The sequence below is a fragment of the Phytomonospora endophytica genome (genome assembly GCF_014202425.1).
Classification (GTDB): Bacteria; Actinomycetota; Actinomycetes; order Mycobacteriales; family Micromonosporaceae; genus Phytomonospora; species Phytomonospora endophytica.
The window spans coordinates 60,613-73,495 of sequence record NZ_JACHGT010000005.1 but is presented as its reverse complement, the minus strand read 5'-3'; the positions used below and the strand labels follow the sequence as shown (position 1 = coordinate 73,495).

Below are 12,883 nucleotides of genomic sequence, written 5' to 3'. Positions count from 1 at the left end.
TCCACTGCACGACCCACGCACGCCGGGAACCCGGCCGCAGCGCCTCCTCGATCGGCGAGTCTCGCTTCGCTCGCCCACCCAGGCCGGGTACCCGGCCGCGTTTCCGCATCCTGGCCGGGGACCCGGCACCGGCGGCGGGCCGCAGCCCGATCCCATACCCCTCAGGCGGTCTCGTTCGCGCCGCCCAAACAAACACAGGCCCTTAAAACCTCACCCACCCAAGACCGGGAACCCGGCCGCAGCCATCCCGCCAGGAGCGAGTCTCGCTTCGCTCGCCCACCCACGCCGGGAACCCGGCCGCGTTTCCGCACCCACGCCGGGAACCCGGCACCGGCGGCGTGCCGCAGCCCGATCCCACGCCTGGCAGGCGGTCTCGTTCGCGCCGCCCAAACAAGCACAGGCCCTTACAACCTCACCCACCCAACACCGGGAACCCACGACACGCCCCCACAAACCCGAACCTCGCTTCGCTCGCCCCCACCCCGGGAACCCGGCCACGCTTCCGCCCCCGCGCCGGGAACCCCGCACCGGCGGCGGGCCGAGCCCGATCCCATACCCTTCAGACGGTTTCGTTCGCGCCGCCCAAACCAGCACAGCCGCCCAAATCAGCACAGCCGCTCACATAGGCAAGGAGTTCCCATGCCCCGCCATTTCCCGCTCGAAGGCTCCCCCAATGTCCGTGACCTCGGCGGTTACCCGACTTCCAATGGCCGGGTGGTGGCCGAGGGTCGTCTGTTCCGTGCGGGTGCCCTCAATGCCCTCACGGATGACGACGTCATGGCTTTGGCGGGTCTGGGGTTGGCGTCGGTGGTGGATTTCCGTACTGCGGGTGAGATTCACGCGGCGGGTCCGGATCGTCTCCCTGATGGTCTGGAGGTCACGGCGTTGCCTGTTGGTGGTGGTGACCTCGACCGGTACTACAACGCGGCTTTCGATCCGGCTGAGCGCGCGCGGCTCTTGGAGGGGGGCCGCAATGTGGGGGCGCTGGTGTCGATCAACCGCTCGTTCGTGGCCGATGACGCGGAGCGCGCGCGTTTCGGTGACGCGGTGCGTCTGATCGCGGAGTCCGGTTCGCTGCCGTTGCTGTTCCACTGCACGGCGGGCAAGGATCGTACGGGTTGGCTCGCGGCGATCGTGCTGACGATCCTGGGTGTCGATCGGGAGACGGTCATGGCGGACTATCTCCTGTCGAACGAGTACTTCCTGCCGGCCGGGGAGAAGCTGATGGCGAAGTTCGCCGCTTCGGGTGTGGAGGTCGACACCGGGCTGTTCCGTCCGCTCATCGAGCAGCGTCCGGCGTACCTGGAGGCGGCGTTCGCCGAGGCGGAGGCTCGTTTCGGCTCCTTCGACGAGTTCCTCTACAAGGGACTCGGGCTCGACGACCGGACTCTCGGCGTGTTGCGCGCGGCTCTGCTCGACTGAGGGTCGCGCGACCGGTCGCTGACCTAGAGTGACCTCATGTCGTGGTTCCTGCTGGTGATCTCGGGTTTCCTGGAGACGGCCTGGGCGGTCGCCCTGGAGCGTTCGCAGGGCTTCACGAAGCCCGTGCCCAGCGCGGTCTTCGCGGTCGCGATCGTGTTGAGCATGCTGGGGCTCGGCCTGGCGCTGCGGGAGATCCCGGTCGGCACCGGCTACGCCGTGTGGGTCGGGATCGGCGCGGTCGGCACGGCGCTGATCGGGATGATCTGGCTGGGCGAGCCGGCGAACATCGCGCGCATCGTCTGCCTGGTCCTCATCGTGGCCGGCGTCGTCGGCCTGAAGGTCTTCCACTAGACCGTGAGCCAGTTGTCGGTCGTCTTCATCCTGATCCTGGGCGGGATCCTGCTGACGCCGGTCGCCGAGCGGCTGCGGGTTCCCGCGCCGGTGCTGACGACCGTCTTCGGTCTGGGGCTCGGTCTCGTGCCGTCGATGCCGGATCTGGCGATCCCGCCGGACGTGATCCTCCCGGCGCTGCTGCCGCCGCTGCTGTACGCGGCGGCGCGCCGGTCCTCGTGGCGTGAGTTCGCCTCGAACGTCAGGCCGATCCTGGTCTTGGCTGTCGTGCTGGTGTTCGTGACGACGGTGGCCGTCTCGCTGGTCGCCGCTTCGGTGCATCCGGCGCTGCCGATCGGCGCGGCGGTCGTGCTGGGGGCGATCGTGTCGCCGCCCGACGCGGCCGCGGTCACCACGATCGCCGGTCGTCTCGGCCTGCCCCGGCGGCTCGTCACGGTGCTGGAGGGCGAGGGTCTTTTCAACGACGTGACGGCGCTGACGTTGTATCAGGTCGCGGTCGCCGGGGTCGTCGCCGGATCCTTCTCGGTCTGGCGGGCCGCCGGGGAGTTCCTCTACGCGGGCATCGCGGCCGTGGCGATCGGGCTGCTGGTCGGCGTTCTCGCCAAGGTCCTCTTCGACCGGCTCTCCGACTCGCGGCTGACGACCGCGCTGAGCCTGCTCGTCCCCTATGTCGCCTACATCCCCGCCGACGAGATCGACGCCTCGGGTGTCCTGGCGGTCCTGGTGACGGCCTTCTACCTGGGCGCCCGGTCCACCGATCCCGACGACATCGAGGGCCGTCTGGTGCGCGGCTCCTTCTGGGACGTCACGGAACTGATGGTCACCGCGATCACCTTCGGGCTCATCGGCCTGGAACTGGTCGGGGTGTGGAAGGCGGTCGGGACGGCGGCGGCCTCGCTGATCTGGGTGGCGATCCTGATCGGCGTCGTGGTCATCGGCGTCCGGGCGCTGTGGATGGCGCTGGCCTACCTCTTCACGCGCGCCGGGCGGCTGTGGAGCGGGCGGGCGCTGGGGTGGCGGGACGCGGTCGTCGTCGGCTGGTCGGGGATGCGGGGCGTGGTCACGATCGTGACGGCACTGGCCCTGCCTTTCACGACCGACACCGGTGAGCCCTTCACCGGCCGGGACCAGATCCTCTTCGTGTCGATGGTCGTGGTCGTGCTGACCCTGCTGCTCCAGGGTTTGACGCTGCCCTGGCTGATCGGGCGGATCGGGCTGCGCGTCGACGCCGTGAAGGAGGCCGCGGCCACCCGCAAGGTCTACGACGTGGCCCGCCGGGCCGCCGAGGAACGGCTCGACGAGCTGCTGGCCGAGTACAAGCTCCCCGCCGAGGCCGTCGACCGCTTCCGCGCCCGCTACCGGCTGATGTTCGCCGACGAGGAGGAGGAGCTGCCCGATCCCGCGCAGCGCGACGAGCGGCAGGAGATGATCGCCCGCCGCGACAAGCTGCGCACGGTGGAGCGCGAACTGCTGTCGGCGGCCCGGCACGCCCTGGTCGCCGCGCGGGCCCGGCCCGGTTTCGACCCGACGGTCATCGACCAGGTGATGTCGGAAGTGGACGTCCGGTCCGCGGCGCTCGGTTCCTGAGCAGGTTCCCGATCCGGACGAGGGCGGCCGCGAGCGCCACGAACCACACGGTGATTCCGGCGCACATGACGGCGACGTGGCCGTAGCCCTTCTCGCGCGGGTCGATGAACGGGTAGGGGTACCAGTCGGCGAAGGGCCCGCGGATCAGCGTGTAGGCGGCGTAGGCGAGCGGGTAGATCAGCCAGGTCGCGGCGTCGGTGACGCCGAGCCGGTTCGCCGGCGGGACGATGAGCCAGTCGATGAGCATGACGACGGGCAGGATCTTGTGCATGACCACGTCGACGTAGCCGGGGGTGTCGAGGCCGGCCGGGTCCACGTCGGACAGCAGGACGACGACGACCACGCCGGTGGTGATCAGGTAGGTCGCGGCCGCCCCTCGCAGGGAGGAGAGGCCGCGGCTCTCCTCGCGTCCGCGGAGGATCGCGACGGCGCCCCAGACGAGCACGGCGCCGCCGATGACGTTGCTCTGGATGGTGAAGAAGGACAGGAGCCTGCCGAGGTCGGCGCCGGCGAACAGGCGCTCGACGAACACGCCGAGGGTGAGCAGGCCGAACAGCAGCCGGTAGGAGGCGACGAGTTTCCCGTACATGTTCACCCTCCGCTGCCGTCACCTGACACTGTGTCGCATCAGGGTAACCGCGACTTCCCCGCCCGCGCGGAGGGCGCGAGCGGGGAGATCGTCCCGGTCAGAGTGAGTGGCGGCCGAGCCACGCGTTGATCGAGGCGGCGATGGCGCCCGGCTGGTCCTCGGGCGAGTGGTGCCCGGCGACGAGGTCGTGGCGGTCGACGTCGAGGGCGGCGATGTTCGCCTCGCACCAGGCGATCATCTCCGGGTGCATCATCACGCCCGGCCCGGGCTTGAAGGCGATGAGCAGCTTGGGGACCTCCGGGGTCGTGGCGAACCACTCGCCGTAGGCCTCGGCGCGAGCGACGACGTCGGCGGGATCGCCGCCCAGCGGCATCGATCGCGCCCATTGCAGGATCGGCACGCGGCTCTCCCGGGTCGGGAAGGGCGCGCGGTAGATCTCGGCGTCCACCGTGGACAGCGGGTGCGCGACCGTCCCGTCGAGGTCGAGGAACAGGTTCCGGTCGAGCAGCATCTCCTCGCCGACGCCCGGCGTCTTGATGGCGGCGAAGAGCTCGCGGCCGCCGTCGGGGAACTCCTCCCAGGCCATCGGTTTCACGATGGTCTCGGTGAAGGCGACGCCCTTGACCAGCCCGGGTCGCCGGGCCGCGAGGTCGAAGGCGAGCGCGCCGCCCCAGTCGTGGCCGACGAGGACCACCTCGCCGAGGCCGAGGGCGTCGAGCCAGGCGTCGAGGTGGCGGGCGTGGTCGGCGAAGGTGTAGGCGAGGTCGGGTTTCCCGGACTCCCCCATGCCGATCAGGTCGGGGGCGAGGAGGCGGTGGCCGTCGACGGCGGGGAGGACCTCGCGCCACAGGTGCGAGGAGGTGGGGTTGCCGTGCAGGAAGACGACGGGGGCGCCGTCGCCGCGTTCGCGGTGGGCCATCGTCGTGCCCAGGACGGGGACGGTCCGCACGGCGCTCACCGGAAGGCCACGACGTTGCGGGCGACCCAGCCGGCGAAGTCGCCGGGTTCGCGGCCGAGTACGGCGGCGATGTCGGGGCTGACGGCCTGCTCGGCCGGGGTGGGCGAGCCGATGATGTCGAGGGTGGACTCGACGACCTCGGGCGGCATGAAGGTGAGCATCTGGGCGCGGGCCTCGCCGGGGGTCTGCTCGACGAGGCGGACGGGTGCGCCGACGGCTTCGGCGATCACGGCGGCGCGCTCGCGCGGGCTGAGGGCGGCGGGTCCGGTGAGGACGTAGGTCCTGCCGTCGTGGCCGGGTTCGGTCAGGGCGGCGGCGGCCACGGCGGCGATGTCGGCGGGGTCGACGAAGGGCAGTGCCACGTCGGCGAAGGGTGAGGGCGCCAGTCGCGCGGTCCGGACCGGTTCGGCCCAGGCGAAGGCGTTGGAGGCGAAACCGCCGGGGCGCAGGACGGTCCAGGACAGGCCGGAGGAGGTGACGGCGGCCTCGAAGGCGCGCAGACCGTGGTGGCCGGGGTTCTCCGGGCGGGTGCCCGCCCCCTGGGAGGAGAGCAGGACGACGCGGGTGATCCCGGCGGTCTTCGCGGCGGCGACGACCTCGGCGGGCCGGTCGCCTCCGCCGAAGAGGAAGAGCGCGTCGGCGCCGTCGAAGGCGGTGGCGAGGGTCTCGGGTCTGCCGAGGTCGGCGGCGCGGTGTTCGACGCCTTCGGGGAGGCCTTCGGCGGCGGTCCGCGACACGGCGACGATCTTCTCGCCGGTGTCGGCGAGGAGGCCGACGAGGACGCGGCCGACGTTTCCGGTGGCTCCGGTGACAACGATCATTGCTGGCTCCTTGGTGGCTTGTGGAGGCCAAAGTTAGGAAGCACGAGCGTTTTCCGGAAGGACTTACGTCGACGTAAGCTCACGACGTGGATGGCGGAGAACAGGTCATGGCGTGGGCGCCGCCGTCGGTGAGTGGCGCGTCTCACGCGAACTGCCCGGCACGTAAGGTGCTCGACAACGTCACCAGCCGCTGGGGCGTGTGGGTGCTGATCGCCCTGCGGGGCGGGGCGATGCGGTTCCACGAACTCCGCGACGAGATCCCCGGCGTGAGCGAGAAGATGCTGTCGTCGACCTTGCGGGCGCTGGTCCGCGACGGTCTGCTCTGGCGCGAGGTGGAACCGGCGACGCCTCCGAAGGTGACCTACGGCCTGACCCCGCTGGGTGTGGGGACGGCGGCGCCGTTGTCGGAGATGTTCGCGTGGCTGCGCGACAACGCGCTGGACATCCGCGCGACGCAGGAGGAGTACGACAAGGCGGGCTGAGGCCGAAGGCCGGCTCGGCGCGGATCAGCGTGACGCGCATATGGATAGCAGGTAGTATCAGTATCCACTCGCCATTCCGCTGTCCCATCCCATCCACCCCACCCGGAGCGCCCCATGGCCGAGCCCCTCTTCTCCCTCGTCTTCCTCACCGCCGCCCCCTTCTGGCTGCTCATGATCGTCCTGCCGACGTGGTCGTGGACCCGCCGGATCATCTCCTCACCGCTCATCGCCGCGCCCGCCGCCGTGATCTACGCCGTGCTCGCGCTCCCCCGGCTCGGCGAGCTGCTACCCGCCGTCGCCCAGCCCACCATCGACGCGGTGTCGGAACTCCTGGCCACGCCTGACGGGACGGCACTGGGGTGGGCGCACTTCATCGCCTTCGACCTGTTCGTCGGCCGCTGGATGTACCTCGACGCACGCGATCGCGGGGTCAGCGTCCTGCTGATGGCGCCGATCCTGGTCCTGACGATCCTGCTCGGCCCGCTGGGCTTCCTCGTCTACCTCGCCGTCCGCCACCTCCCGTTCTGGAAGCCGCGCGAGGTCAGCTGATCCCCTGCCGGTCCGGCAGCAGCGCGAACATCCGCTCCTCGACGCCGCCGACCGACGCCGCGACCCCCTCGGCCAGCAGCCGCTGCTCGCGCCGCAGGGGTTCGAGGTGTTCGGGCAGCGCGATCGACGCCAGATCCCCCAGGGCGGCGGTCAGCCGCCGCGTCACCTGCGGCGCCTCGATCCCGCAGCGCCGGATCTCGGTGAAGGCCTGCGCGACCATCCCGGCGAAACCCGGTTCGCTGATCACCACCCGCACCCGCCCTCGCCGGTCCCGCCACACGCTCGCGCTGTCCGGTTCGGTGGCCACCCGCGCGAGGACCTGGTGCAGCCGGTCGATCGCGGCGACGGCCGTCGTCGGGTCGTTGACGGCCGGGGAGAGCGCGCGGATCGCGATGTCGGTGAGCTGCCGCAGCCCGAAGCCGACATCCTGGTGCATGCTCCGTTCGGTTCCGACGCTCAGGCACCGCCCGAGCCCGCGCACCCTGAGGGCAGCGCCGTGCACACGGAACACCGGCGTCCCCGTGGTCAGGAAGTCGCCGACCTCGGGCAGGACCTCGACCACGGCGCCCGCCCGCCGTGCGACGCGGATCAGCCGCGGCAGGTGCACGTCGCGCAGGACCCCCGAACGGCCCGCGTGGCGCACGACGGTCCCGGTACCGGCCGGCGGCGAGGCGAAACCGGTGTCGAGACGCCAGTAGCGCAGGACCCGCATGGTCTCGCCGACGATCCGCTCCAGCACGAAGGTCACGCGCATCAGCCGCAGCGTCGCGTTCACGTACAGCACGAACAGCACCAGGCAGACCTGCACCAGGGCCAGTGCGACGGCCGCCGAGACGACCGGCACCGACACCACCAGCGCCGGATCCTTCTCGTCGTCGTATCCCAGTTGCGCGTACAACGCGAAGACGAAGGTCGCCAAGGTGACCGACAGCGTCGCCTTGGTGATCCGGCTGCGCACGTACAGGCGCAGCACGCGCGGCGAGAACTGACTCGACGCCATTTGCAGCGCCACCAGGGAAATGGAGAACACCACACCGACGAAGGTCAGCATCGCCGCGGCCACACCGGAGATGATCCCGCGCGCGGCGTCGGAGAAGGACTGCAATGAGGCGACCGCCTCCGCGCCACCGGAATCGCGGGCGGCGTCGACGAGCAGCTCGTCGGCCGAGATCGCGATCCCGACCAGGATCCAGGCCAGGGCCATCGTCGCCAGCGGCGCGAACCAGAACGTGTCACGCAGATGCTCGCGGATCGGCGAGCGCGGACGGCGGGACCACATGATCGAAAGGCTATGCGGCACCGGGCCGGGAATCAGGGTGAACGCCGCAGATTCGTCGGTGCGGCACAACGCGCGAAAGGCGCTCCGAAAACTCCCCCGATAAGTCAACGATAGCAGCGGATTCCCGCCCATGACAGGCTATCTTTCCGCAGGTCAGAGCCTTAAAGTTGGCATCGACGATTCCTTTAGCGCAGCCACCGCCGCAATCGCGGTGGCTTCCGCGTGCCCGAAAACCACGGAGGATCATGCTCACGCGACATATCCGTCCACATTGGCCGCTGGCCGCTCTCCTCGCCGTTCTCCTGCTCACCGCGACCGCCCTGCAGCTGGCCGGGCCGCGACTGCTCGGCGCTTTCGTCGACGGCGCCACCGGCGGCGAGGCCCTCACCGGCCTGATCGGCCTCGGCGTCTTCTACCTCGTCTCCGTCGCCCTCACCGGAGGTGTCGAGGTCGCCGCCGAGGCCATCGGCGGCCGGCTCGCCTGGCGTACCACCAACGAACTGCGCGCCGACCTGCTCGCCCACGCCCTCGACGCCGACCTGGAGTTCCACAGCGCCCACTCCCCCGGCGAACTCATCTCCCGCATCGACGGCGACACCGGCAGGCTCGCCGACTTCGCCTCCCGCCTGCTGATCCTCCTGGCCGTCAACGCGCTGCTCCTGCTCGGCGTCTGCGTGATGCTCCTGCTCGTCGACTGGCGGATCGGGCTCGGTTGCACCGCCCTGGTCGTCGCCGGACTGTCGCTGGTCCGGCGGATGGTCGGCTCCGCGGTGCCCGCCTCGGCGGCGGCGAGCGCGGCCGAGGCGGAGGTGAGCGGCTTCGTCGAGGAGCGGGTGCGCGGCGCCGAGGATCTGGTGCCCAACGGCGCGACCGCGCACACGCTGCACGGCCTGGTCACCCTCAACCGCGCGCTCTTCGAGGCCCGCAAGCGGGCGACGCTGGCACAGGTCCGCTGGCCGCGCACGGCCCAGCACCTCAACGCGACGGCGGTCGTGCTCGGGCTGGCGGGGGCGATCGCGCTGTACCGGGCGGACGCGGTCACGGTCGGCGAGGTGTACTCGGTGGTGGCGTTCCTGACGCTGATGCGGATCCCGCTGTTCGTCATCTCCAACAACATGTCCAAGGTGGACGACTCCCTCGCCGCGATCCGCCGGTGCCGGGAGCTGCTGGCCGAGCGGCCGACGATCACCCCCGGCGAGCGGGAGCTGCCGGACGGGCCGCTTCCGGTGGAGTTCGACGGTGTCGACTTCGACTACCCCGACCGGCGGGTCCTGCGCGGGGTGTCGCTGACGGTCCCGGCGGGCCGGCAACTGGCGCTGGTCGGCGTGTCCGGCGGTGGGAAGACCACGATCGCGCGACTGGCGGCGCGGATGCTCGACCCCGGCGCGGGCGTAGTCCGGGTCGGGGGGATCGACCTGCGGGAGACGAGCGCGGAGTCGCTGCGCCGGTCGGTCACCTACGTCACGCAGGAGGTGCGGGTGCTGGCGGTCTCGGTGCGCGACAACGTCGCGATCTTCGACGCCTCGGTGCCCGACGCGCGGATCGTCGAGGTGCTGACCGCGGCCGGTCTCGGCCGGTGGCTGGCGGGCCTGCCCGGGGGGCTCGACACCGTCCTCGGCTCCGGGCACGGCCTGTCCGCCGGGCAGGAGCAGCTCCTGGCGATCGCGCGGGTGCTGTTGCGCGACCCCGGCCTGGTGGTCCTTGACGAGGCGTCGTCGCGGATCCCGCCGGCCGACCGCGCGGCGGTCACGGCGGCCCTGCGCACCCTCCTCGCCGGGCGGACCTCGATCGTCATCGCGCACCGGCTCGACACCGTCGAGTCGGCCGACGAGGTCGCCGTCATCGAGGACGGCCGGGTCGCCGAACGCGGTGCCTACGCCGCACTCGCCGCCCGGCCGGACTCGCGTCTGTCCCGTGCCCTGCGCTCGGTGGGAAGCGAGGTGCGGGCCTGATGCCGGCGACCACCGCGCGTCTCACCCACCTGTTCACCCGGCACTGGCCGCGCTTCACCCTCCAGGTCGGCTTCGCGCTGCTCATCCGCGTCGCCGTCATCTCTTCGGGACTGCTGCTCAAAGTCGTCTTCGATCGCCTCGCCGGCGGTGGGGCGGTGTGGCTGCCGCTGGCCGCGCTCGCCGCCGTCAACCTCGCCTGGACGACGCTCTGGTTCGACCTGTCCATGGCCCGCTTCGAGGTCCGCTACATCGAGCGCGTCGCGGCCGGGCTGCGCACGAGCACCCTCGCGGGGATCCTGCGGCGCCCGGCCGCGGCGGCCACCGAGCACGAGATCGGCGACGTCGTCGACCGCTTCGGCCGCGACGTGAGCGAACTGCGCATCCTCCCGGCCTGGACGGCGAACAACGTGGGGCGGCTCGCCGGGGTCCTGCCCGTCCTGGCGATCATGCTGGCCATCAGTCCCGTCGTGACCCTCGGCGTGGCACTGCCCTTCGCGCTGGTCGTGGCCGTCGCGCGCATGTTCGACGGCCGCGTGCGCCGCCAGCGCGGAGCCAGCCGCGAAGCGGCCGCCGAGGTCGGCAGCATCATCGGCGAAACGGTGCGGGCCGCGGCGACCGTCCGCGCGCTCGGGCACCGCGAGCACGCCGTGGCGCGCCTGCGCGAACTGGGCCGGCGGCGGGAGCGGATCGCGGTCAGGGAGCAGACCTCGACGCAGATCCAGTCGGTCGTCTACCACTTCGCGATGAACGTCGCGGCGGGCCTGGTGATGGTCCTCGCGGCGAAGGAGCTGGCGGCCGGGACGCTGACGATCGGCGACATGGCGCTGTTCGTCTTCTTCGCCGCCGAACTCGGCGAGGTCGTCGCACTGGGCGGCGTGCTGCGTCAGCGGTTCCGGCAGGCGCGGGTCTCCCTCGACAGGCTCGCCGAACTCGCCGCACCGGCGCCGGTGACCGCCCCGACCCGGACCTGGCTGCGGACGCCCCCACCGGAGCCGCGCCGGGACACCGGGCCCGCCGAACCACTGGGTTCCCTCCGGGTCAGGGGACTCGCCTGCCGCCACGCCTCCGGCGGCGGTGTCGACGGCCTCGACCTGGATCTCACGCCGGGCTCGCTGACGGTCCTCACCGGGGCGGTCGGGACGGGCAAGACCACGGCCCTGCGCGCGATCCTCGGCCTGCTGCCCCGGCAGTCGGGCGCGGTCCGCTGGAACGGCACCGAGATCGAACCCGCCGAGTTCCTCATCGCGCCCCGCATCGGTTACGTGCCACAGGTCCCGCACCTGTTCACCGGAACCGTCGCGGACAACGTCCGGCTCGGCGCGGGCGGCGACATCGAACAGGCCGTCGGCGTCGCCGTCCTGTCCGCCGACCTCGACACCCTCCCCGAGGGCGCCGACACGCTCATCGGCGTCGGCGGGCGCAGGCTCTCCGGCGGACAGGCGCAGCGAGTCGCCCTCGCGCGCGCCTTGCAGCGCGAACCCGCGCTGCTCGTCCTCGACGACGTCGACAGCGCGCTCGACGCGGTGACCGCCCGCGAGCTGTGGGAACGGCTCCTCGGTGGGGACCGCACGATCCTCGCCGTCAGCCACAACCCCTACGCCCTCGGGCGGGCCACGCGGGTGATCACTCTGGGCTGACGTCCTCGGTGTGCCACCGGGCGCGGGCCAGGTCGAGCCTCGGCGCGTGCCCGGTGCTCGCCCGGTTCGCGTACCGCAGCGGCGTGCCCTCCTCGCGGTAGTGGGCGAGGGCGCGCTGCTCGTGGCCGGGGAGGAACCTCCCGTCGGCGCGCACGACCCGCCACCACGGGACGGCGGAGCCGTAGAGGGTCATGACGCGGCCGACCTGGCGCGGCCCGCCCTCGTCCAGCCATTCGGCGACGTCGCCGTAGGTCATGACCTTCCCCGGCGGGATCAGCTCGGCGGCGGCCAGGACCCGTTCGGCGTACTCGGGAAGCTCCTCGATCACCGCACCATCATGCCGCGCGCGGGGGCGTCCGGCCGCACGGGCGCGACGCACGCGCGGGCGACCGCGCGCCGCAGCATCGCCTTGACGAAGGCGCGGTGGAAGAGGGTCACGAAGCGGAAGTAGAGCCGCTCCCACGGGCCGCGCAGCCGCACCAGCGTGGACATGTGCAGGCGCTCGCCGTCGACAAGGACCGAGACCCGGAAGTCGACCGGCGAGGTGTCGCCGATGAGGACCTCACCGTCGGCGGCGGCGAACGTCGGGAACGGGCGGTGGAAGAAGATCGCCGACGCCCAGGCCGCCGGGTCCTCCGGCATCCCGGGGCGCAGCCGGATGCTGAACGAGTCGGTGTAGTCCGGCCGTGGGAAGGCCCCGTGGGCCAGCGCGGCCCGCTCGGGAATCGCCGTCGCGACCGGCTTGTCCCGCAGGAGGTAACGGCACAGGCGCACCCAGGGGCTCATCCGGTGAGGGCGGGCGAGGCGGCCGGTGGCGGCGTGTTCGGCGTTGTCGAGGGACGCCTGGATGAGGGCCTCGTGGCACCAGCGGATCATCAGCGGCCAGGTGACGCGACCGCTGCCGATGGCGCGGCCGGTGAGAGTGTGGGTGAGGACGCAGCGTTCGGGGCCGTCGGGGGTGACGGTGTACTCGTGCTCGCCTTCGAGGCGGACGGGCCGGAAGGCGAAGCGGACGAGGCCGGGCTCGCGGGCGGTGACGGTGTAGCGGACCGGGCCGTGGCCGCCGGACGAGCCGGGCGCGAGCGGGCCGTCGAGTCGCAGCGGCCACCAGGCCGGGCTCGGCCAGATCCGGTCGCCGGGAGTGGCGAGCGTGTCGAGGAGGGCGTCCACGACGTGGGCGGGGGCGTCGATGACGCGGGTCTGAACGTTTCGCATGAGGACCTCCCAGGTTCCATACGCGACCGTATGGTTTGACC

The 12,883-nt window shown here is 71.9% G+C and carries 13 protein-coding genes; 7 read left to right on the top strand and 6 right to left on the bottom strand.

All coding sequences use genetic code 11. The features are described 5' to 3' along the window. The first annotated feature begins 639 nt into the window (after positions 1 to 639). From HNR73_RS12205 to HNR73_RS12195, 3 genes are read left to right on the top strand one after another with little or no spacing between them, the layout of a single operon-like run. Entirely contained in the window at positions 640 to 1,422 is a 783-nt protein-coding gene (locus tag HNR73_RS12205) for a tyrosine-protein phosphatase (RefSeq protein WP_184787516.1), read from the top strand. Positions 1,423 to 1,458: 36 nt separating this feature from the next. Further along, positions 1,459 to 1,773, top strand: coding sequence for a DMT family transporter (locus HNR73_RS12200; protein ID WP_184787515.1), 315 nt, complete (start codon positions 1,459 to 1,461; stop codon positions 1,771 to 1,773). Positions 1,774 to 1,776: 3 nt separating this feature from the next. Further along, complete coding sequence (locus tag HNR73_RS12195) at positions 1,777 to 3,360, top strand: Na+/H+ antiporter (RefSeq protein WP_184787514.1); 1,584 nt, start codon at positions 1,777 to 1,779, stop codon at positions 3,358 to 3,360. Here HNR73_RS12195 and HNR73_RS12190 read toward each other — a convergent pair. The 3 genes from HNR73_RS12190 to HNR73_RS12180 all read right to left on the bottom strand — a co-directional run bounded on the left by HNR73_RS12190 (position 3,305) and on the right by HNR73_RS12180 (position 5,728). Continuing rightward, positions 3,305 to 3,949 carry a Pr6Pr family membrane protein gene (locus tag HNR73_RS12190; RefSeq protein WP_184787513.1) on the bottom strand — a complete coding sequence of 215 codons (645 nt, stop codon included), beginning with the start codon at positions 3,947 to 3,949 and terminating at the stop codon, positions 3,305 to 3,307. The genes HNR73_RS12195 and HNR73_RS12190 overlap by 56 nt on opposite strands. Before the next feature lie 97 nt (positions 3,950 to 4,046). Continuing rightward, entirely contained in the window at positions 4,047 to 4,898 is an 852-nt protein-coding gene (locus tag HNR73_RS12185) for a haloalkane dehalogenase (RefSeq protein WP_184787902.1), read from the bottom strand. 5 nt (positions 4,899 to 4,903) lie between these two features. Beyond that, positions 4,904 to 5,728, bottom strand: coding sequence for an NAD(P)H-binding protein (locus HNR73_RS12180; RefSeq protein ID WP_184787512.1), 825 nt, complete (start codon positions 5,726 to 5,728; stop codon positions 4,904 to 4,906). Between the two features lie 86 nt (positions 5,729 to 5,814). On the opposite strand from HNR73_RS12180, the gene HNR73_RS12175 reads away from it, so the two are divergent. Both HNR73_RS12175 and HNR73_RS12170 read left to right on the top strand, forming a co-directional pair. After that, the gene (locus tag HNR73_RS12175) at positions 5,815 to 6,210 is read left to right on the top strand and encodes a winged helix-turn-helix transcriptional regulator (protein ID WP_239122413.1); all 396 of its coding nucleotides are present in this window, start codon (positions 5,815 to 5,817) and stop codon (positions 6,208 to 6,210) included. 114 nt (positions 6,211 to 6,324) lie between these two features. Continuing rightward, positions 6,325 to 6,759: an ABA4-like family protein gene (locus HNR73_RS12170; RefSeq protein ID WP_184787511.1), complete on the top strand. Its 435-nt coding sequence runs from the start codon at positions 6,325 to 6,327 to the stop codon at positions 6,757 to 6,759. Here HNR73_RS12170 and HNR73_RS12165 read toward each other — a convergent pair. Next, on the bottom strand, positions 6,752 to 8,038 hold the full coding sequence (locus HNR73_RS12165) for a DUF2254 domain-containing protein (RefSeq protein ID WP_184787510.1): 1,287 nt from the start codon (positions 8,036 to 8,038) through the stop codon (positions 6,752 to 6,754). The two genes, HNR73_RS12170 and HNR73_RS12165, sit on opposite strands and share 8 nt — an antisense overlap. A gap of 245 nt (positions 8,039 to 8,283) precedes the next feature. Here HNR73_RS12165 and HNR73_RS12160 point away from each other — a divergent pair, with 245 nt between their 5' ends. Continuing rightward, complete coding sequence (locus tag HNR73_RS12160; protein WP_184787509.1) at positions 8,284 to 9,990, top strand: ABC transporter ATP-binding protein; 1,707 nt, start codon at positions 8,284 to 8,286, stop codon at positions 9,988 to 9,990. Continuing rightward, on the top strand, positions 9,990 to 11,627 hold the full coding sequence (locus tag HNR73_RS12155) for an ATP-binding cassette domain-containing protein (protein ID WP_184787508.1): 1,638 nt from the start codon (positions 9,990 to 9,992) through the stop codon (positions 11,625 to 11,627). The genes HNR73_RS12160 and HNR73_RS12155 overlap by 1 nt, the downstream gene beginning before the upstream one ends. Here HNR73_RS12155 and HNR73_RS12150 read toward each other — a convergent pair. Both HNR73_RS12150 and HNR73_RS12145 read right to left on the bottom strand, forming a co-directional pair. Continuing rightward, positions 11,614 to 11,955: an MGMT family protein gene (locus HNR73_RS12150; RefSeq protein ID WP_239122414.1), complete on the bottom strand. Its 342-nt coding sequence runs from the start codon at positions 11,953 to 11,955 to the stop codon at positions 11,614 to 11,616. The genes HNR73_RS12155 and HNR73_RS12150 overlap by 14 nt on opposite strands. Next, a complete protein-coding gene (locus HNR73_RS12145; RefSeq protein WP_184787506.1) occupies positions 11,952 to 12,842 on the bottom strand; it encodes a DUF2867 domain-containing protein in 891 nt (296 codons plus the stop codon). Before HNR73_RS12145 ends, HNR73_RS12150 begins: the two co-directional genes overlap by 4 nt. Between the last annotated feature and the right edge of the window lie 41 nt (positions 12,843 to 12,883).